Annotated in this window: 15 protein-coding genes; 7 read left to right on the forward strand and 8 right to left on the reverse strand. The window is 67.4% G+C overall.

Features of this window, described 5'->3' with window-relative positions; genetic code table 11:
- Positions 1-87 precede the first annotated feature (87 nt).
- On the forward strand, positions 88-576 hold the full coding sequence (locus HUJ41_RS11990; RefSeq protein ID WP_246299245.1) for a DUF3817 domain-containing protein: 489 nt from the start codon (positions 88-90) through the stop codon (positions 574-576).
- A 162-nt stretch (positions 577-738) separates the two neighbouring features.
- Here the strand turns inward: HUJ41_RS11990 and HUJ41_RS11995 are convergent, their stop codons facing one another.
- From HUJ41_RS11995 to HUJ41_RS12015, 5 genes are all read right to left on the reverse strand, one after another.
- Entirely contained in the window at positions 739-2,973 is a 2,235-nt protein-coding gene (locus HUJ41_RS11995; protein ID WP_179872735.1) for a 3-keto-alpha-glucoside-1,2-lyase-like domain-containing protein, read from the reverse strand.
- A gap of 163 nt (positions 2,974-3,136) precedes the next feature.
- Positions 3,137-5,212 (reverse strand): glycoside hydrolase family 43 protein, encoded by a 2,076-nt coding sequence (locus HUJ41_RS12000; RefSeq protein ID WP_179872736.1) that lies wholly within the window; start codon positions 5,210-5,212, stop codon positions 3,137-3,139.
- 2 nt (positions 5,213-5,214) lie between these two features.
- Complete coding sequence (locus HUJ41_RS12005) at positions 5,215-6,063, reverse strand: carbohydrate ABC transporter permease (protein ID WP_179872737.1); 849 nt, start codon at positions 6,061-6,063, stop codon at positions 5,215-5,217.
- A gap of 2 nt (positions 6,064-6,065) precedes the next feature.
- A complete protein-coding gene (locus HUJ41_RS12010; protein ID WP_179872738.1) occupies positions 6,066-6,971 on the reverse strand; it encodes a carbohydrate ABC transporter permease in 906 nt (301 codons plus the stop codon).
- A gap of 70 nt (positions 6,972-7,041) precedes the next feature.
- Positions 7,042-8,352, reverse strand: coding sequence for an ABC transporter substrate-binding protein (locus HUJ41_RS12015; RefSeq protein ID WP_179872739.1), 1,311 nt, complete (start codon positions 8,350-8,352; stop codon positions 7,042-7,044).
- 169 nt (positions 8,353-8,521) lie between these two features.
- Between HUJ41_RS12015 and HUJ41_RS12020 the strand changes: the two genes are divergently transcribed.
- The 4 genes from HUJ41_RS12020 to HUJ41_RS12035 all read left to right on the forward strand — a co-directional run bounded on the left by HUJ41_RS12020 (position 8,522) and on the right by HUJ41_RS12035 (position 16,441).
- On the forward strand, positions 8,522-9,541 hold the full coding sequence (locus tag HUJ41_RS12020) for a LacI family DNA-binding transcriptional regulator (RefSeq protein ID WP_179872740.1): 1,020 nt from the start codon (positions 8,522-8,524) through the stop codon (positions 9,539-9,541).
- A 220-nt stretch (positions 9,542-9,761) separates the two neighbouring features.
- Entirely contained in the window at positions 9,762-11,483 is a 1,722-nt protein-coding gene (locus HUJ41_RS12025; protein ID WP_246299246.1) for a glycoside hydrolase family 2 TIM barrel-domain containing protein, read from the forward strand.
- A gap of 219 nt (positions 11,484-11,702) precedes the next feature.
- Positions 11,703-14,030 (forward strand): phosphoribosylformylglycinamidine synthase subunit PurL, encoded by a 2,328-nt coding sequence (gene purL, locus HUJ41_RS12030; RefSeq protein ID WP_179872742.1) that lies wholly within the window; start codon positions 11,703-11,705, stop codon positions 14,028-14,030.
- Positions 14,031-14,032: 2 nt separating this feature from the next.
- Positions 14,033-16,441, forward strand: a complete 2,409-nt coding sequence (locus HUJ41_RS12035; protein WP_246299247.1) for an HAD-IC family P-type ATPase — start codon at positions 14,033-14,035, stop codon at positions 16,439-16,441.
- A gap of 24 nt (positions 16,442-16,465) precedes the next feature.
- On the opposite strand, the gene HUJ41_RS12040 is transcribed toward HUJ41_RS12035, so the two are convergent.
- From HUJ41_RS12040 to HUJ41_RS12050, 3 genes are all read right to left on the reverse strand, one after another.
- Positions 16,466-17,518, reverse strand: coding sequence for a DMT family transporter (locus tag HUJ41_RS12040; protein WP_246299248.1), 1,053 nt, complete (start codon positions 17,516-17,518; stop codon positions 16,466-16,468).
- A gap of 81 nt (positions 17,519-17,599) precedes the next feature.
- A complete protein-coding gene (locus tag HUJ41_RS12045; protein WP_179872743.1) occupies positions 17,600-17,917 on the reverse strand; it encodes a chorismate mutase in 318 nt (105 codons plus the stop codon).
- 93 nt (positions 17,918-18,010) lie between these two features.
- Complete coding sequence (locus HUJ41_RS12050; protein ID WP_179872744.1) at positions 18,011-18,400, reverse strand: hypothetical protein; 390 nt, start codon at positions 18,398-18,400, stop codon at positions 18,011-18,013.
- A gap of 225 nt (positions 18,401-18,625) precedes the next feature.
- On the opposite strand from HUJ41_RS12050, the gene HUJ41_RS12055 reads away from it, so the two are divergent.
- Together HUJ41_RS12055 and HUJ41_RS12060 are read left to right on the forward strand one after the other, a co-directional pair.
- Positions 18,626-19,456: a glycosyltransferase family A protein gene (locus HUJ41_RS12055; protein ID WP_179872745.1), complete on the forward strand. Its 831-nt coding sequence runs from the start codon at positions 18,626-18,628 to the stop codon at positions 19,454-19,456.
- A 73-nt stretch (positions 19,457-19,529) separates the two neighbouring features.
- On the forward strand, positions 19,530-21,086 hold the full coding sequence (locus HUJ41_RS12060; protein ID WP_179871905.1) for an IS1182 family transposase: 1,557 nt from the start codon (positions 19,530-19,532) through the stop codon (positions 21,084-21,086).
- Positions 21,087-21,237 lie beyond the last annotated feature (151 nt).

Consider the following 21,237-nt stretch of genomic DNA (forward strand, 5'->3'; position numbering starts at 1 on the left):
TGCACGAGAGCCATGACAGAGCCGTTGAGTTGTGGTTCGAGATGCTTGCACACCCCGCGCACCAGCACAAGGTGGTGGAATGGAACCGTGACCTCCCCCTCTTCAACGATCCCCGGCCTCACCCCGAAGAAGCTGTACCGCATCGTCGCGATCGCCGAGGCGATCACGTGGACCCTCCTCATCACGGGCCTCATCCTCCGCGCCACGAGCGACCTCGCGATCGCGGTGACGATCGGCGGCAGCATCCACGGTTTCGTGTTCCTCGCCTACGGGGCGACCGCGATCCTCACCGCCATCAACCAGCGCTGGAGCGTGCGCCTCGGCCTGCTCGCCGTCGTCACGGCCGTCATCCCCTACGCGACGATCCCCTTCGACGTCTGGGCGCACCGCACGGGCAAGCTCGAGGGCGACTGGCGTCGCGAGGCGACCGACGACCCGCGCGACGCGCGCTGGTTCGACCGGCTGGTGCGCTGGATGCTCAACCACCCGTATCTCTTGGCGGCACTCATCCTGCTCGCGGTCGTCGTGCTCTTCACGGTCCTGCTGATCATCGGCCCGCCCGTGCCCAAGTCCTGAAGTCGAGAGCTCGGATCATCCATCAGGAAGGTGGCTGGTCTGGTCACGTCGATCATTGCCAGCTGACGTGGGGCGCCCCTTCTCGGCCTCGAGTCGACGCACGCCTTGGACCCCGGATCTCACGAACCGGGGTCCAAGGTCCTCAAGTCACGCCGTGCGGGTTCACCCTCTAGTGACGGAGTACTCCCTGAAGTCGGTCGTAGCCAACATCCCCCTTATGCCGGTCGAACCAGATGCGGGGCACCCACCGTCGACGATGCCCACCGTCGCCTGGTCCCACGAGGACGTACGTTGGGCAGTCGCGCTGATCGAGCATCCAGTCGCGCGCAAGGTCACGTGGTACCAGGTGTCGAGCGCAACGCCGCCGGGCACGCTGGAGTTCGCGAGTGGAGTCCACGTGCCGGTGTTCGCGCGACCAAGCGAGAGTTGTCCGGTACTACCGTCGATTCCCGCAAAGTAGCCAAGGTAGGCATCCGGTCCCGTCCCTGGGGAGTTCACGCGCGCCATGACCCCACCGTTCCCACTCGGAGCGCTCAGACTCGTGATCCTTACGTCCGAAGACACGGTGTATGCATTGCCCGACACCGGCGACACGTACTTCGGTCCATTGGACCCACTAGCCGTCTGCTGCTGGGTACCGCTCAGTGCGACAGTCGACCAGGTGCCGCCGTGTGACGTCCAACCGCTCGAGGCTCCCGATGCCCAGCTGTCGCTGTAGGTCGTCGCCGTGGAGGCCGCGGCGGGAGTCACCTGGAAGTTGCGGAACGAGGCCGAGGTTAGGTGGCTGCGCACCCCGGCCTGCCCAGCAGCTAGGCATCCGGGGTCGGTCGCTGTCGCGGTCGTCGTCGCGGTTGCGTTCTCGCGCTTCAACACGGCCGTGATCGTGCATCCAACCACGCTCGCCTGCAGGGTGTACCACGCACCGGTACTGACGCCGCCCGAGACGGCTGTCGAGGCCAACCCGGTCCACCCGTAGGTCTGCTTGCCGATGAACAGTGTGTTGTTCGACTCGACGCCGATGTAGTAGCCGTCATGGCTGTCCGCTCCGACATCGGGCTCTGTCGTACGCAGCAGCACACCCGCTTGCCCGGCGCTGTCGAGTCGTAGATCGGTCGTGACCGTGACATCGCTCCAGCCGGTCGAGCCCACTAAGGACTTGGGCCCCGCGGAGCCTCCCGCTTGGGAGTACACGCCGCCGCCGACCGACCAGTTTCCGCCGTATGTCGACCACCCGGAGTCGTTCCCGGAGTCGAAAGGAGCGTACAGCGGAAGCGTGCCGATCGGACCGATGCCGAACCGCACGTCGCAGCGCGTGTTCGATCCTGAGACGAAACGTGGCGTGACCATCATGACGGCCGAACCGGACGCCGTCGGCAGCAGGCTCGGACTGTAATTCGCGCAGTGCTTCCCCGGTCCGTTGTTGTAGTCGCCGGTCGGATCTATTGTCACGGGTGCCGAAACCGCATCCCACGACCCGGCACCGTTCGCCGTGTTGACAAAGACAACGCGGCCGGACTCGGGTTGCACGACTGTCGTGGGACCATCGGAGCCCGTCACCACCCGCTGGCCAGCCATGATGAGCGTGCCATCCGGACCGCCCGCCGGGGTCCAGGCGAGTCCCGGCGTATGCAGGAGCTGGCGACCGTCGCCCGTCTGCACGAGAGTCCCGAGGCTCGAGGGGGTGCCCCATGAGGCGCCGTCCGCCGAGATCTTGAGGTAGACGCGGCAAGTCTGGTCAGCGTTGCCCACTGAGTCGCGGCACAGTTCATAGGCAAGCGCGTAGTCGCCGTTGCCCAGCTTGCGCACGACAGGCATACCGGGACGCGAGCTACTGTCGCCAATTGCGACAGTGTCGACCTGGCCGCCCCAGGTCGCACCGCCGTCTGACGACGTGGCCATGACGAGCTTCTGGTAGTAGCCCGAGGACCGCAACCGCTCGTCGGAGAAGTGGCACGCGAGCTTCCCGTCTGCGTTGAGGATGATCTCGGGCTCCCAGAGACCCGTCGCGACGGCGCTCGGTGAGCCGGATTTGGTCGCGCAATTCCCGCGCTGGGTCCAGGTCACGCCGTAGTCGGTGCTCACGAAGGTTTGCACTTCCTGAAAGCCCCAGTTGGCGTTGTCCCACGCGTTGCCGGCGGCGATGATCGTGCCTGCCGCGAGACCGCCGGTCGCGACGGGGAGCTCGTACATCGAGCCGAAATAGATGCCCCAACCGGGTGTGGGTGAGTAGAGCGTGCTGACTTGGTTCCAGGTCTGACCGCCGTCTGTGCTGCGCTTGATGACGGAATGCGTACGCACGCCCGTGTCGTTGATGCTGTACATCGCGAGCAGGTCTCCGTGCCTACTCGGGTCGGCGCTCTCCTCGAGCCGAATGATGCGCGGATAGTCGTTGTTCATGGTCGAGGTCGTCGGGGCCGAAACAATACCGCCCGGTGACGCGGATGCCGGGGAGACGCCGATTGCGCCTTGAAGAACAAGAAGGATCGCTACGAGCAAGCCCGCTATGGTGAGCGGTCTGAGACGCGAGTGCGTGATGGAACTGATCATTGGTCCTCACTCCTTAACTACTTGATGGTGGTTGCCCTTCTGCCGAGAGCTCGAGTAGCTCGACATGCAGTCGGGCGTTCGACGTGCGAAATCCGACGTGGCCTGCCGGGTACGGCAGTACGTCGTGCACGTCGAAGAGTGTCCGGCCGTCGAGTTCGACCGAGATGGCTCCTCCGCGGGCGCGGAGGCGTACGGAGTGGGACCCCGCGGGATCGATCGAGATCGGGTGAGTGGCGAGCACGTGCTCGTCATACGCGTGCCGGGCGAACACGACGCGGTCACGATGGAGTTGAACAGAGTAGCCGAGCAGGAAGTCGATGCCGAGGTGCGTGTCGTTGCCCTCGCCGCCCTCGGCGAGCTGGGATGCGCGCAGAAGCAAGTCTGCGTGGGAGTTGCCGTCGTGGAAGGAGACCGAGAGCGTCGCCGCGAGGTCGAAGTCCTCCCAGAACCCTTCGTCAAGGAGACGCTTGCCCACGCCCTCGAGCACTTCGCCGGAGACGATGAGCGAGCCGTCTGCGGGCACAGGCGCGACGGTGATGAGCGTGAGCAGAGGCGCCCCCCGCACGCCGCGCAGGCGCAATCGAGCGCCCTCTTCGAGCTCGACTGTCGCCGCGGCAAGGCCGCCACACGGACGCACGGCCTGCTCCGGTCCGCCAGCCGCGAGCGCGAGCTCGTCGCCGTCCGAAAACTCGCCCGCGAGGTAGACACGGTGCGTGCCCCGACTTTGGACGTGTAGCTCGTAGTCGAGCGTGGCGCCAGGCGCGAAGCGGACGGTCTCGTAGTCGCTCTCGCCCGCGGGAACTATCTGGGCCCCCTCGCCAAAGGTGGCCCAGAAGCGGCCAGGAACGGGCTTGGGCGCCGCGCGATCGGCGCGGGTTGCGACGGTACGTGTCAGCGCCGCGTGACCGATGCGCAATGATCCGGACTCCGCGAAGACTCCGACGTGCCTCGCCTCGCCGCGCGGGAGCGAAGCGACGAACCGCCCGTCCACGAGCACGCGCAGACCGTCGTCCGCCTCGACCGACCAGCGGTGCAGCGCGCCGGACGCGCGATCGCTGGGCAGCGAGATGCGGCGTTCACCGATCACAATGCCGTGATCGTGCCCAGAGTCGCCCTTGAGGTTCAGCTCGGCAGTGAATACTTCACCGGTGCTCGCATCCCACCTCGCGCACGCGTTCTCGCCGGAGAGCACCCCCGCACCGTCGCGCGCGACGAGCTCGCCTACCGCGACCGTCCAGGCGGCCGCACCGCCGGCACTCCAATCGCAACTCACGTCGGGCGCGGCCGGGGCAGGCGCCGAGGTGGTCGGGCCCAGGACTTGAAGTGCTCTCCCGTTCCACACTTGTCGATCGATGTCGAGATCGCGCGACGCATCGGGCTTGATGTCGTGGTAGATGAGATAGGTCGACACCAGGTCGGGACCCGTCACACTGCTGCTGTGACCGAGGCCGACCGTCGGTCCGTCCGTGCTGATCAGAATCGGGTTGAGCGGATCAGGCACGTACCCCCGGAGCGGGTCGGCACTCCACGCGGCATCGATTCGGTAGCCGAGACTGAGATAGTGATTGCCCGTCAGCGTCATGTGGTACACGCCGTTTCGTTTCGCAACGAACGGACCCTCCGTCCACCCGTTCATGTGGATGCCCGTGAACACGGCCTCGCCGAACTCGGTCGGCGACGGCATCACGCACCCCCAGATGCCCTCGTCACCCGCCCAGTAGAAGTACCACGTGCCGTCGTCGTCGATGAGCACATTTCCATCGATCGCGTGCGCTACATTCCCGGAGATCGGAACGAATGGCCCCGTCGGCGAGTCGGATCTCAAGACGACATGACCATGACCGGACGGCGACGTGTACATGTAGAACCAGCCGTCGGCGTAGACGACTTCGGGTGCGAAGGGGACAAGGCCAGGAAACACGTCATTCGCGATCGTCGGCCCCTCGAGCTGCCAGTCGAGCAGATCGCTCGAGCTCCAGCACCGGACGTCGGGGTTGGTGCAGTACAGGTAGTAGCGACCATCGTGCCGCAGCACGAAGGGGTCGGCGAAGTCACCCGCGCGCTTGATGGGGTTGTGGTAGAGGTGCATCACTACCCCTTGATCCCGCTGAACGCGAAGGAGTCGACGAAGTACTTCTGCGCCGCGATGAAGAGGATCACGACCGGCAGCACAGCGATGATCGACGCCGCCATGATGAGCGGATAGTCGGTTTGCTCTGCGTGGTAGGCGTTGAGCGAGGCGATGACAAGCTGAACCGTCGACTTGTCGGGCGAGCTCGTGAAGATGAGGGGGCCAAGGTAGTCGTTCCAGGTGGTCATGAACACGATGATCACGTTCGCGGCGATGGCCGGCTTGCACAGCGGCAAGAAGATGCTCCAGTAGATGCGGAGGTATCCCGCGCCATCGAGCTTGGCCGCCTCGAGCAGCTCGGTCGCGATACCGAACATGTACTGGCGCAAGAAGAAGATCATCGTCGCGTTGGTGAGCAGGAGGCCGGAGACGATGAGCGGGAGCAGCGTGTCCGTCCACCCGATCTGAGCGAAGACGAGGAACTGCGGGAGGATCATGACCACGAGCGGGATCATGATCGTCGACAGCAGTACGACGAAGATCGTGCGCTTGTGCGGGAAGTCGAGCTTCGCGAAGGCGAACGCCGCCATGGTCGACGAGAAGACGCCCAGGACCACGACGACGACGGTCACGATGACGCTGTTCAGCAGGCCAGTCGCGAGGGGCGCGGCGTCCCAGACCTCCGCGTAGTTCGCCCAGTCCACCGGGTCGGGGATCCACTCGGGTGCGCCGAAGACGAGGTTCGACTGCTTGAGGGAGGTCGAGAGCATCCACAGGAATGGCAGCACCATGGTCACGGCGCCGGCGAACATGAGCACGAAGGCGACCGAGGTCCCGGTGCGGCGCACCCCTGCGTTGGTTCTTGCCATCGTTACTCTCCCTCGTAGACCCAGCGGCGGGACAGCCGGAACTGGATGAGCGTCGCGCCGAGGATGACGAGCGCGAAGAAGAAGGCGGTCGCGAAGGCGAGCCCCAGATCGTTGGAGACGAAGGCCTTCTGCCAGATGTAGTACGTGATCGTCGCAGCACTGTAGTTGCGTCCGCCGTCGGAGGTGAAGAGCTGCACCTCGACGAAGGTCTGCAGGGAGCCGATGATCCCGATGATGGTCAGGAAGAAGATCGCGGGCGACAACATGGGAAGAGTGATCCGGAAGAACATTCGGACCGAGGACGCCCCGTCTAGGCGCGCAGCCTCGTAGTAGACCTCGGGGATGTTCTTGAGAGCGGCGAGAATGTAGATCGAAGCGATCCCGATCATCTTCCACACGATCATGATGACGATCGTCGCCTTGATCCAGGCCGGATCTCCGAGCCAGTCGGGGCCCTGGATGCCGAACCAGGCCATGAGCGTCTGATTGACGAGCCCGTACTGGTAGTTGAACAGCCATCTCCACATGACGACGAGCGCGACGATCGACGATATGTATGGCAGGAAGAACAGGACCCGGAAGACCGTGCTTCCGGGGGTGCCGCGATGACTGCCGAGGGCGAACAGAATCCCGAAGAAGAGGTAGAACGGAATCGGAATCAGCATGTAGACCGTGTTGCCGGCCGCTACCCAGAACTTCTTGTCGGTCAGGAATTCGACGAAGTTGTCGATGCCGATGAAGTCGTAGGTGCCCTTGATGACGTTCCAATTGGTGAAAGCGACAACGATCGCGATGCCGATCGGCACGACGCAGAACAGGACGATCTGCAGGCTGATCGGCGCGACGAAGAGGAGGCCCCAGAGGCGCTCTTGTCGCCGCATGTCCTGCGAGCGCCGCTTCGTCTTCATCTGCGAGATCCCTTCTCGGGGCGGGGTGCGTGACTCTAGTGAGCCACGCACCCCGGGTGTCGACCTGGAACTACTCTGCTTGCTCGGCGATGCCCTGATCGAGCAGTTCCTGCATTTCGCCCGCGACAGATTCGGCATACTCAGCAGCGGTCATCTCGCCGGTCCACACGCTCGCCAGGTTGGAGTTGAACAACCCGAACCACTCGCTGTTGTAGGTGTACGTCTGGGTGGCGCGACGACCATAATCCTGGATGATTCGGATGAACTCCTGCTTGTTCTCCGGGAGCTTGTCGGAGGGGAGGTACTCCTCGTTCGTCATGTCGATGAGGTTCGGAATCGCCTGCCCCTGCTCCATGTTGGTCCGCTGCGCGTCCTCGTTGAAGGCCAGGAACGCCGCCAGGTTCGACGCGGCTTCCTTGTCATCGCTCTTCTCCGAGACCGCATAGCCGATGCCCCCGTACCAGACCGCGCGCTCCCCGGTCGCCGGGCTCACGGGCCACGGCATGAGGTCCCATGCGAAGTCGGCGTCGGCCCAGAACCCTCCCTGGTTCCAGGGCCCGACACCCATCATGGCGACATTCCCTTCCATGAACCGCTGGAAGCTTGGGAGGGAGCTCTCCTCCTCGCTCGTCGGCACCACGCCTTCGACCAGGCTGAGATCGGCCACCCACTGCAGTGCCTCGACGAACGCGGGGTCGGTGACGGTCACTTCGGTGTAGTCCGAATTGAGCCAGTCGGCACCGTTCGACCACACTGCCGACTCGAGAGAGTACGGAGCGGAGCCGTAGACCTTGTCGTCGCCGGAGCCGCTGGTCAGCGCTGTCGCCGCTGCCACGAACTCCTCCCACGTCCACGGATTCTCGGGATCCGGAGCCGTGATGCCGGCCGCGTCGAAGAGATCCTTGTTGTAGGCAAGCGCGAAGGGGCCGATGTCCTTGGGCAGCCCGTAGCTGGCGCCCACACCGGGCGTCGTGCCGTCATAGCGATACATGTCGAGCGCGTTGTCCCAGACGTTGTCGGGATCGAACAGCTCGCTCTCGTCGATGTACTCGCTGAGGTCGGCGATGATGCCTCCGTCGACGAAGGGCATGACATTCTCGGGGGCGAGGTAGAACACGTCGGGCGCGTTGTTGCTTGCGATCATGGTCTGAAGTCTCGTCTGGAAGTCGCCCGCGGGCACGGTGATGTAGTCGACCGTCACGTCGGGATACTGGTCCTCGAATTGCGCGATCATGTCGTTGAAGACGGCGATCTCGGTGTCGGACCCCCACCCCATGAAGGTGATGGTGTTGTCACCCCCCTCGGACGGAGCGGAGCTGCATCCGCTCAGCAGAATCGCGACCGCCGTGAAGACGGCCACTGAAGCGTTGCGTTTCTTCATGTCTCTCTCCTGATGCCAGGAGCAGCCCCGGCCTCGTCGCAGTGAACGTGGGTTAGCCGATCATCGTCGATCAGTGGGGGTAGCTCAGTTGAATGTGGACGCTAATCTATAGCGCTGTAAATGTCAACGCGCTCGTGGGTCGTGGCTTCGGCCGGGTTACGATGCATCCATGAGTTCGGGCAGATCGGCCGGTCGCGTCCGATTGAAGGACGTCGCGGATCTCGCGGGCGTCTCGATGAAGACCGTCTCCAACGTCATCCACGACTATGAGCACGTCTCCGCGGTGATGCGTGATCGGGTGCAGGCCGCGATCGACGAACTCGGCTACCGCCCCAACCTGACGGCGCGGCGACTGGCCACGGGCAAGACCGGGATGATCGCTCTCGCGATCCCGGAGATGGATCAGTTCTACTTCGCCGAGATGGCGCGGCACATCGGCGAAGAAGCCGGTAGGCACGGCTACCGGATCCTGGTCGAGCAGACACTGAGTGACATCGAGGCCGAGCGTGCGGTCATCCGCGACCGAGAGGAGGGGCTCGTGGACGGAGTCATCTTCCACCCCGCTCGCATCGACACTCTCGAAATCGCCCGTCTTCGCCCCGGGACCCCGCTCGTGCTGCTCGGCGAAGCAGCGAGACCCATCAATACCGACCACGTGATGATCGACAACACCCGGGCCGCCCGCGATGGCGTGGAGACGCTCATGCGCGGGGGCCGCCGCAGAGTCGCCTTCCTCGCCGATGTGCGAGGAGACATCACGGAATCGACCCATTTGCGTCTTCTCGGGTATCAAGAGGCCCTCATCGCCGCGGGTGTCGAGCTCGACCCGCGTCTCGTGCTGACCAGCGAGGGATTCTCCCTCGACGACGGGGTGCGGGCGATCTCTGCCGCGATCGACGCCGGCATCACGTTCGATGCTGTGCTCTGTCGCGACGACCTGTTCGCGATGGCCGCGCTGAGAGGGCTGTCGCTGGGGGGCCTCCGCGTGCCCGAGGACGTGTCGGTGCTCGGCTGGGACGACACCGCGATCGCACGGTACAGTACGCCGGCGCTGTCCTCGGTAGCACCGGATAAGCGCGGACTCGCCGCGATGGCCTTCGAACTTCTCGAGGAGCGCATGGCTGGCTATGCCGGGGTGGGCCGCCACCGCATCGTGCCTCATTCGATCGTCGAACGCTCCACCAGCTGAGGCACCGCTTTACAGCGCTGCAAGATTCACATATCGTGCTTCCATGCATGAAACTCCCTCTAGTCGAGCAAGCGGCCAGGATGGTTCGTACCCGAGGCCGCAACTGGTCCGAGGCGGCTGGTCGCCGCTCGACGGCCCCTGGGGCTTCGCGATCGACGACAACGACGAGGGGCGCGAGCACGGGTGGATGACTCTGACCGAGCCATTCACTCGCTCGATAGTGGTTCCGTTTCCGCCCGAGTCCCCCGCCTCGGGCATCGGCGACCTCGGCTTCCATCGTGTTCTCTGGTATCGCCGCACCGTGAAGGCGGTCGACATCGACTCCACCGACCATCGACCTGGTCGACGACTGCTCCTGCACTTCGGCGCGGTCGACTATCGCGCCGACATCTGGATCTCGGGTATGCACGTGGCCTCGCACGAGGGCGGGCACACCCCGTTCACCGTCGAGGTGCCCGATGGCCAAGCCGGATTCGACATCGTCGTACGTGTCGAGGACGACCCTCAGGATCTCGCGCAGCCCCGCGGCAAGCAGGACTGGGAGGAGAAGCGGCACGTCGTCTGGTACGACCGCACGAGCGGGATCTGGCAACCGGTGTGGCTCGAGTCAGTGCCCCGCCAGCACATCGCGCACCTCTCCTGGCGCGCGAACGTGGCGGGTGCGTCCGCGACACTCAGCATCGAGCTCGCGGAGCGGCCGAAGTCCGAGACTCGGCTACAGCTCAACCTCTCGGTCGGCGATACGGCCCTGGCCGACCACTCCGTGCGTCTCACCGAACCACGAACCGACGTCGTCGTGCCGATCAGCGTTCTCCGCAATGGCCAATCGCTCAGTGACTATCTGTGGTCGCCCGAGAGTCCGACACTCGTCGATGCGGTGCTGGAACTCTCGGTCGTCGGCGATGATCCGGACGCTGTCGGCTCGTATTTCGGTATTCGCGATGTCGGCACCGAGGGTGGATCGTTCCTCTTGAACGACCGCCCCTACGACGTGCGCGCCGTGCTGGCGCAGGGCTACTGGGCGGAGTCTCATCTCGCCGCGCCCGGGCCCGAGGCACTGCGTGCTGAGGTCGAGCTGATCAAGAGCCTCGGCTTCACCACCGTGCGGATGCACCAGAAGATCGAGGATCCCCGGTTCCTCTACTGGGCCGACCGGCTCGGTCTTCTCGTGTGGGAAGAGATGCCGAGCACGTACGAGTTCTCGACCACATCGTCCGCGCGCATTGTCGCCGAATGGACCGAGGTTGTTCGCCGCGACAGCTCCCACCCCAGCGTCGTGGTCTGGGTGCCGTTCAATGAGAGTTGGGGAGTGCAGCACGTCGCAACAGAAGTGCCGCAGCAGGACCTCGTGAGGGCGCTCTACCATCTGACGAAAGCGCTCGATCCGACACGACTCGTCGTCTCCAATGATGGGTGGGAGCACACGCGCTCAGATCTGCTCACTATCCACGACTACGAGAATGAGGCCGCACGACTGCTCGCCTCCTACCAGGACCGCGACGCTGTGCAGCGCAGCATCGACGGAATCGCCTCCAATGGCCGCCGCCTGCTGATCGGAACGCACGACGAACGTGCCCACACTGCTGCGGCGCCCGTGGTCCTCAGCGAGTTCGGCGGCGTGAGCATCGACCCGCCCGGCCGCGACGGGTGGGGATACCGCCTTGTCGAATCTCACTATCACCTCGAGGAGCACTTGGTGGGACTCTTCGCTGCTGCGCACGAGAGCCACGGGCTCGCAGGCTGGTGCTATACCCAGTTGACCGATACGGCGCAGGAGACGAATGGTCTTGCAGACGCGCAGCGGATTCCGAAGCTGCCTGCCGAGCGCATTAGGGCGATCGTGGAAGGAGTCGGATTCAGCCCGCCATCCGACGAGCCGACGTACAGCGAGAGCAATCGCACTCACGACGCTGCGGCAAGCATGCCCGCCCGCGACGGTTGACGGCGCAGTACCCGACCGCGTCCGCTGCAGCCCGCCGCACCTACTGGTTGAGAGCGGCCCCGAGGAGCATCGCGCCGACGAAGACGAGCACGGCGATCATCACGTACATCCAGATGGCTCTGGCACTCATGGTACTCCTGAGTTCGGGGGGCTGGGGCTGGGTGTGCGGGGCTCCGACAGGAGCAGAACCAGCCTAGGCCCGCCGATAGGCTGGAGTGCGTGACGACCCCCACGCAGAGCCCTGCACCCGACAGCGTTTCAGCAGACACCGTCGACAACGCCGCCGCGACCCCGGAGAAGGTGCAGCCGTTCGAGGCTCTCGGCCTCAAGCCGGACGAGTACCAGGCGATCCGCGACCTGCTCGGTCGCCGCCCCACGAGCGGCGAGCTCGCCATGTACTCGGTCATGTGGAGCGAGCACTGCTCGTACAAGTCGAGCAAGGTGCACTTGCGCCAGTTCGGCGAGAAGGTCTCCGACGAGATGAAGACCCACCTCATGGTCGGCATGGGCGAGAACGCGGGAGTCGTCGACATCGGCGAGGGCTGGGCGGTCACGTTCAAGATCGAGAGTCACAACCACCCGAGCTACATCGAGCCGTACCAGGGTGCGGCGACGGGCGTCGGCGGCATCGTGCGCGACATCATCTCGATGGGCGCCCGCCCGGTCGCGGTCATGGATGCTCTGCGCTTCGGCGCCATCGACCACGCTGACACGGCTCGCGTCGTGCCCGGTGTCGTGAGCGGCATCAGCCACTACGGCAACAGCCTCGGGCTGCCCAACATCGGAGGCGAGACGTACTTCGATGCCGTGTACCAGGCGAACCCGCTCGTCAATGCGCTCGCCGTCGGGGCGCTCCGGCACGAGGACCTGCACCTCGCGAATGCGCGCGGCGTCGGCAACAAGGTCGTGCTCTTCGGCGCGCGCACGGGCGGCGACGGCATCGGCGGCGCGAGCATCCTCGCGAGCGACAGCTTCAGCGAGGGCGGGCCCACGAAGCGGCCCGCCGTTCAGGTGGGCGACCCGTTCGCCGAGAAGGTGCTCATCGAGTGCTGCCTCGAGCTGTATCGCGGCGAGCTCGTGGAGGGCATCCAGGATCTGGGCGCCGCCGGCATCTCGTGCGCGACGAGCGAGCTCGCGGCGAACGGCGACGGCGGCATGGTGGTCGACCTCGACGCCGTGCTGCTGCGCGACCCCACGCTCACGGCCGAGGAGATCCTCATGTCGGAGAGCCAGGAGCGCATGATGGCGATCGTGCACCCCGACAAGCTCGAGGCGTTCCTCGCCGTGACGGCGAAGTGGGATGTCGAGACGAGCGTCCTCGGCGAGGTCACCGACACGGGTCGGCTCGTCATCCACTGGAAGGGCCAGAAGATCGTCGACGTCGACCCGAAGACGGTCGCGATCGACAGCCCCGTGTACGAGCGCCCCCTCGCCCGCCCCGAGTGGCAGGACGCCCTGCAGGCCGACAGCGCCTCGGCCCTGCCCCGGCCGGCCGACGACACCGAGCTGCGCGCCCAGGCGCTGCGCGTCCTCGGCGCCCCGAACCTGGCCGACACGAGCTGGATCACCGACCAGTACGACTACTACGTCATGGGCAACACGGCCCTCGCGACTCCCGACGACGCGGGCATGATCCGCATCGACGAGGAGACCGGGCTGGGTGTCGCGCTCGCGACCGACGCGAACGGCCGCTACTGCCAGCTCGACCCCTACGCTGGCGCGCAGCTCGCCCTCGCCGAGGCGTACCGCAACGTGGCGGCGACCGGCGCCGTGCCGCGCGCGGTGAGCGACTGCCTCAACTTCGGCAGTCCCGAGAACCCGGCCGTCATGTGGCAGTTCCAGCAGGCCGTGACGGGTCTCGCCGACGCGTGCCTCGAGCTGGGCATCCCGGTCACGGGGGGCAACGTCTCCTTCTACAACCAGACCGGCGACGTGCCCATCCACCCGACCCCCGTCGTCGCCGTCATGGGCGTCATCGACCACGTCGACCGCCGCCTGCCCTCGGGCTGGCAGGACGAGGGCGAGAACCTCTACCTGCTCGGCGTCACGCGCGACGAGCTCGACGGCTCGGCGTGGGCGGGCACGATCCACGATCACCTGGGCGGGCTGCCGCCGCGCGTCGACCTCGCCGCCGAGCGCAACCTCGGCGGACTGCTCGCCGCGGCCGCGGAGGAGGCTCTCGTGACGAGCGCCCACGACCTCTCCGACGGCGGACTGCTCGCAACCCTCGCCGAGAGCGTGCTGCGCTTCGGTGTCGGCGCGCGCGTCTGGATCACCGAGCTCATGGAGCGCGATGACGTGGATGCTCTCGCCGCACTCCTCGCGGAGTCCACCGCCCGCGTGCTCGTGTCGGTGGCCCGCGAGGACGACGTGAAGTTCCGCGGCCTGTGCGCGGGCCGCGACGTGCCGGTGCTGCGCGTCGGCGTGACCGACGGCGAGGTCGACGGCCTCGAGATCCAGGACCGCTTCACGCTGAGCCACGCCGACCTCGCGGCAGCGCGCCGCGGCACGCTGCCCGAGCACTTCGGCCCCCTCGTCGGCGGCTGACCGTGCAGGGGCTCGGCGCGGCGGAGGTGCGCGAGCGCCTCGAACGCGGCCAGAGCAACGCCATGCCGAGCAGCACGGGGCGCTCGTTCTGGCGCATCATGCAGGCGAACCTGTTCACGCTGTTCAACCTCATCGTCGGCGGCGCGTTCGCGCTGCTGCTCGTGCTCGGCTACTGGCAGGACGCCGTCTTCGGGCTCTTCGTCATCGCCAACGTCGTCATCGGGGTGGCGCAGGAGTTCCGCGCCAAGATCACCCTCAGCAGGCTCGCGGTGCTCAACGCGCCGCGCGCTCGAGTGCTGCGCAGCGGAAGCGACCCCGAGAGCGCCGTGCACGAGGTGCCGGTCGCGGAGGTCGTGCTCAACGACATCCTCGTGCTCGCTGCGGGCGACCAGGTCACGGCTGACGCCGAGGTGCTCGAGGCGCACGGGCTCGACGTCGACGAGTCGCTGCTCACGGGCGAGGCCGACCCCGTCGTCTCCGGCCCCGGGCGCGAGCTCATGTCGGGCTCGACGGTCGTCGCCGGCAGCGGGCTCGCGCGCGTGATCCGCGTCGGCGGCGACTCCTACGCCGCCCGCATCACGGCCGAGGCGAAGCAGTTCTCGCTCGTGCGCAGCGAGCTGCGCGGCGGCATCGCGCGCATCATCCGCTGGATCACCGTGCTGCTGCTGCCGGTCGGCGCGATCGTCGTCAACGGCCAGATGCAGGCGGCGGGCGGCTGGGCGGTCGCGATCGAATCGGGCGCGTGGCGCGAGGCCGCGGTCGCGGCGACGGCGAGCCTCATCGCAATGATCCCGCAGGGGCTAGTTTTCATGACGAGCGTCGCGCTCGCCGTCGGGGCGGTCAAGCTCGCCCAGCACGAGGTGCTCGTGCAGGAGCTCGCCGCCGTTGAGGGCCTCGCGCGCGTCGACATGCTGTGCCTCGACAAGACGGGCACCCTCACCGAGGGCCGTATGGTGCTCGACGGGGTGGAGCCGCTCAGAGCGGCCGACCTCGCGCAGGAAGCGCGGGCCGTGCTCGCCTGGATGGGCGCCGACCGCGACGCCAACGCGACCACCCGTGCGCTCGTCGAGCGCTTCACCGCGCCGCCGACCGAGCAGCCGGTGCGCGCGATCGAGTTCTCGAGCCGCCGCAAGTGGAGCGCGGTCTCCTTCGCCGACGGCCCGGCCCGCGGCACGTGGGTGCTCGGGGCCCCCGACATCGTCCTCGCCGACGTTCCTGATGCGGCGGATGCTCTCGCACGGTTCGACGAGCGCGCGACGGCCGGCGAGCGCACCGTCGTGCTCGCCCGCACCGACGCGATTCTCGACCCTCCCGTCGAGGCGCCCGAGGGCGAGCGGCCGCCCGAGCCCGACCTGCCCGCCGACCTCGCGGCAGTCGCCCTCGTGTCGTTCCGCGAGAAGGTGCGCGACGACGCCCACGAGACGCTCGGCTACTTTCGCGAGCAGGAGGTCGAGCTGTGCGTCATCTCGGGTGACGACCCGCGCACCGTGGCGGCGGTCGCGCGGGAGGCGGGCATCCATCATGAGGGCCCCGGGTACGACGCGAGACAGTTGCCGGAGGAGGACGCAGCGCTCGACGCCATCATGGCCGAGCACCGCGTCTTCGGCCGCGTGACGCCCGAGCAGAAGAAGGCCATGGTGCTCTCGCTGCAGCGACTCGGGCACACGGTCGCGATGACGGGCGACGGCGTCAATGACGCGCTCGCGCTCAAGCACGCCGACCTGGGCATCGCGATGGGGTCGGGAGCCGCCGCGACGCGCGCGGTCGCCCGCCTCGTGCTACTCGACGGCCAGTTCAGCCGCTTGCCGCGCGTCGTGGCGGAGGGTCGGCAGGTCATCGCGAACGTCGAGCGGCTCGCGAAGCTCTTCCTCTCCAAGACGACCTACGCGATCCTCTTCGCCGTCGTGTTCGGGGCGCTCCTGTGGCCCTTCCCGTTCCTGCCGCGGCAGCTGTCGATCGTCGACGGGCTCACGATCGGCCTGCCCGCGCTCGTGCTCGCGCTGCTGCCGAACATCCAGCGCTACCGCCCGGGGTTCCTGCGCCGGGCCGCGCGGTTCTGCATCCCCTCCGGCCTCGTCGTGGGCGGCACGCTCATCTCCGTCGTCGCCTACGCCTACCTCGACGGCTACGCCCCGCCCGTCGTGCAGACGGCGGCCGTCATCACCCTCACCCTCACGGCGCTGTGGGTGCTCGTGATCCTCTCGCGACCCTTCACGTGGATCACGAGCCTCGTCGTCGTCGCGGCCTACGCGGGGCTCGGTGTGGTGTTCGCGATCCCGGCCGCCGTCGACTTCCTGCAGCTCGGTGCCGCCCCGCTCGAGCTCATTCTGGTTGCCGTGGGAGCGAGCGCGATCGGCTCCCTCCTGCTCGAGGTCATGCACCGGGTCGTCGCGCGCAGCGACCCGCGCTAGAGGGGCATCACCGCACGGCCCGCGCTAGACGACCCCGGCGCGGGCACGTCGCCGCACGGGCAGGCGCAGCCGTCGCTGCGCGAGGAGCACTCCGAGCAGCACGAGCAGAGCGCCGACCGGCTCGTTCCACACGAGCACCTCGCCGAGGACGAGCACGCCGAGCGCGACGCCCACGACCGGGGAGATGTACGTGACGGTCGCCGACCGGGTCGCACCCCACACGCGCACGACGTTCTGGTTCCACGCGTAGGCGAAGCCCGTGCCGAGCGCCCCGAGCAGCACGATCGCGATGACCACCGAGGGCGTGAGCGTCATCGGGTCGAGGCCGATCGCGGGGGTGAGGATGAGCATCCAGACCGCCGCGAGGGCGATCATGACGAACGACAGCATGATGGCGGTGAGACCGCTGTCGCGCAGGAAGCGGCGCATGTAGCTGAGGCTCACGCCGTAGCAGGCAGTGGCGCCGAGCACGGCGAGGTAGGGCACGATGCCGCCCGTGCCCGCACCGAGCCCCTGCCACGGGCCGACGATGACGACGACGCCGAGGGTGCCGACGGCAATGCCCATGATCTGCTCGCGAGCGAGCGTCTCCACCTTGAACAGCAGCCCGGCCAGGAGGGCCGTCCAAATCGGCGTCGTCGCGTTGAGGATGCTCGTGACGCCGGAGGCGAGGTACTGCTGCGCCCATGCGAAGAGCAGGTACGGCAGCGCGGCGAAGGTGACCGAGAGCACCGCGAGGTGCCCCCAGACGCGCCGGTCGCGCGGAAGCCGGTCGCGAGTGACGAGGGCGATCAGGCCGAGGGTGAGCGCGCCGAAGACGGTGCGGCCCGTCGCCACCTGCGCCGGCGAGAGGCCCTCGAGGGCGAGCGCCATGAAGAGGAAGCTCGCACCCCACACGAGGCCCGCGAGACCGAACTGGATGGCGATCCAGGTATCGGAGCTGGACGGCACGGTCGGCGCTGCCTCCGTCGACTCCGGGAGGGCTACCGGGACGGTCGCGGGTGCCGGCTCATCGCCGTCGAACGGGGCTGCACCGGAGCGCTCAGGCGTCGCCGCCGCGGGGTTCTCGTGACTCACGGAGTGAGACTACTGCCCGGCGAGGTCGCGGACGGCTCCCGCCGATCGCGCCGTCCGATACCCGCGCACGGGCGCGAGCCGTCAGTCGTTGCCGGATGCAGCGATACTGCCGGTGGAGGCGATCTGCTCGTGGTGGTGGATCACTTCGGCGACGATGAAGGAGAGGAACTTCTCGGCGAAGGCGGGGTCGAGCTCCGCCTCCTCGGCGAGCGCCCGCAGGCGTTCGATCTGCACGCGCTCCCGATCGGGATCGCTCGGCGGCATGCCTGTCGCCGCCTTGAGCCGACCGACGGTCTGCGTGCACTTGAAGCGCTCGGCGAGGAGGTGCACGAGCGCCGCGTCGATGTTGTCGATGCTCTTGCGCAGCGAGGCGAGCTCATCGGTGGCAACGGCGTCCATGCTCCACAGCGTACTGTCTCGCAGGCCCGCGCACGGGTCGGCGCCCCTCGACGCGTGAGACGCGGGGCGCCTCGCCACGCGTGGCGGGTCGGCCTACCTCCCCGCGCCCGCGCCCTCTTCGAGCATCGCGGTGCGCAGGGTGGAGCGCGCCTCCAGCAGTTCGGGGTCCTCCACCCAGCGGTGGTCGACTCCCGCCCAGAGATCCCCGTGCAGGCCCTCGAGCATGCGGTCGGCGAGGAGGAGGTCCTCATCGGCGAGCAGCTCGGGCGCCGCGATGATCGCGCGCTCGATCTGCCCGACGAGGGAGAGGATGATGCGCGGCTGGTCGGGGGAGCCCGACAGGGTCACGCGAATCGCGGCGCTCACGGGACCGCACGCGGCCGGCAGCGTGAGCTGCTCGGCCGTCGGGTCGAGAACCGTCGACGAGGCGGCGCTGGGGCGCTGCGTCGTGGCGGTCGGGGCCTGGTGTGTCGTCAGAGTCATGCCCATGACGCTAGAAGCCTGGACGTACCGCGAATAGGGGGTTGACGACATACCCTGTCGAGCGATAAGGGGGGTCATTGCGCCCCGCTCTCTCGGTGGGCCGAAGTGGCGCTGGCGGAGCGTAGCTCACCGTAGAGGCTCGCGCCAGGGGGTCGGGGGCGGATTGACGCTACCCCGACGGTTCGGTTGGGTTGCCTGAGGGGATCACAGGTCTGGGGGGACACGATGGCAATGAGCACGCTCACGGGCACGATGCGACATCGACCGCGGGCGACCGTCTCGGTCGTCATTCCGGTGCGGGATGACCGGCAGCACCTGCAGCGTTGCCTCGACGCGCTCTCCGCGCAGACGCATCCGCCGTTCGAATTCATCGTCGTCGACAACGCGAGCTCCGACGACAGCGCCGCGGTCGCCGCCCGATACGGCGCGGTCGTGCTGCACGAGAGCGAGGTGGGCATCCCGGCCGCGAGCGCGACAGGGTATGACGCCGCGCGCGGCGAGTTCATCGCCCGCGTCGACGCCGACAGCGTGCCGGGCGCGACGTGGATCGCGTCGGTCTGCGAGCTGCTCGAGCGCCACCCCGAGCTCGCCGCCGTGACGGGCGGCGGCACGCTCATGGACGACGACGGGCGGCCGCACCTGCGCTCCTCGCGCCTCTACATGCGGTCGTACTTCGCGCTCGTGGGTCTCGCACTCGGCCACCCCCCGCTGTGGGGCTCGGCCCTCGCGATGCGGCGCACGGTGTGGAACGAGGTGCGCGGCGAGGTGTGCCGCCACGACGCGCGCATGAACGACGACATCGACCTGAGCGTCCACATCGGCCCGCAGCGCAGGATCGCGGTCGATCGACGTCTGACTCTCGCCGCCTCCGCGAGCCCGCTCTCCCTCGACGGCGCGCTCCTCGTGCGCCTCTGGCGCGGCCTGTACACGATCGTGCGTCACTGGCCGCGAGAGTTCCCCACCCTGCGCTGGCTTCGTCGGCAGCAGTCCCCGCGGGCCGGCCTCACCGCCAGTCCGACCCCGCAGCCACTCGCGCCCGCGGGGGGCGCGCTCTAGGAGACCGCTGAACAATTCGGGGGTTTAAGGCGCGCCTGCGGACTGGTCCGGGCTGCGGGTTAAGACTTGGTTCATGCAGGGTAGTGACGATGGTCAGCGTCAACTGTTGGATGTTCAGTCCTGGGCGGGTCATTTGCTCCCGCGGGGGTCGGTGTTCGCGTTCCTGGCCGCTCACCGGAGGCAACTGTTCCCGGATGACGCGTTCGCGGATCTGTTCCCGTCCGGGCGGGGTCGTCCCTCGATCCCGGCGGATGTGATCGCGTCGGTGTTGGTGTTGCAGACGATTCATAACCTCTCCGATCGGGAGACTGCGGAGGCGGTCACGTTTGATCTGCGCTGGAAAGCGGCCTGTGGGTTCGCGGTGGCCCAGACAGCGTTCCACCCGTCGGTGTTGACGTATTGGCGGCGCCGTCTGGCTGGCAGTGAGCGGCCGCATCGCATCTTCGATGCCGTGGCCGAGGTCATCGCTCAGTCGGGGGCGTTGACCGGTCGACGGCGACGGGCGATCGATTCCACGATCCTCGACGATGCGGTTGCCCGGCAGGACACGGTGACCCAGCTGATCGCGCAGATCCGCCGAGTCGGGCGGGAGGTCCCCGCAACGGCGGAGCTCATCGCGGGCCTGCCCGGGCATGACTACTCCACGCCTGGGAAGCCGGACATTGCCTGGGATGACCCGGCCGCCCGCGATCTGCTCGTCTCAGCGTTGGTGAACGACGCGTTGACGCTGCTGGCGGAGCTCGACGGTGTCGAACTGAGCGAGAAGCAGCAGGAAACGGTGGCGTTGCTGGCACTGGTCGCAGGGCAGGACGTTGAGCCGGCGGAGGATTCCGATGGCACCGATGGGCGGTGGCGGATCGCCCGGAAGGTCGCCCCGGAGCGGATGATCTCAACCGTTGATCCGGACACCCGGCATGCGCACAAGTCGCGGGAGAAGAAGCAGGACGGCTTCAAAGCCCACGTTGTGATCGAGCCGGACACCGGTCTGGTCACCGCTGCCGCCCTCACGAAGGCGTCCGGGGCGGCGAACAGCGACGCGGCCCGCGGGGCGGAGCTGCTCACCGCCGATACCAGCATCGGCGAGGAACCGGTCGACGTGCTGGCCGATTCGGCCTACGGCAGCGGTGAGCTGCTCGACCAGATCGGAACCGCCGGTCACACCGCGATTATCAAGCCGATGCCGCTGGCCCGGGCGGTTCCTGACGGGTTCACCATCGATGACTTCACCGTCGATGACACCGCGGGAACGATGACCTGCCCGGCCGGAGTCACCCGACCGATCGCCGCCAAGGGAACAGTGACCTTCGGCAGCGTCTGCTCCTCCTGTCCGTTGAAGCTTCGATGCACCACGGCGGCGCGAGGACGGAAGATGACCGTGACTGCGCATGACCGGATCAAACGCGAACACCGGGCCCGAGCCGCGGATCCTGGCTTCCAAGCCGATTACCGGCAACACCGGCCAATGGTCGAACGCTCAATCGCGTGGCTCACCCGCGACGCCAGACGCGTGCCGTTCCGTGGCGTCGCGAAGAACAACGCCTGGTGGGTCACCCGCGCCGCCGGAATCAACCTCAAACGACTTCTCAACCTCGGCCTCACCTTCCACAACGGGAACTGGGCGCTCGGATAGAGCCAGCCAGTGCGCCCAATCACGGTCGCAGCTCGGCGGAACCCCCGCCAACAGTGCCGCAACGCCGCCTTCCGGGCAGACAACTATTGGCACGGCAGACCAAGAACCGAGCCACCGACGCCCGCCCAGAGAACCGACACGGCCCAGCCGA

This window comes from Microcella indica (genome assembly GCF_013414345.1).
GTDB classification, from domain to species: domain Bacteria; phylum Actinomycetota; class Actinomycetes; order Actinomycetales; family Microbacteriaceae; genus Microcella; species Microcella indica.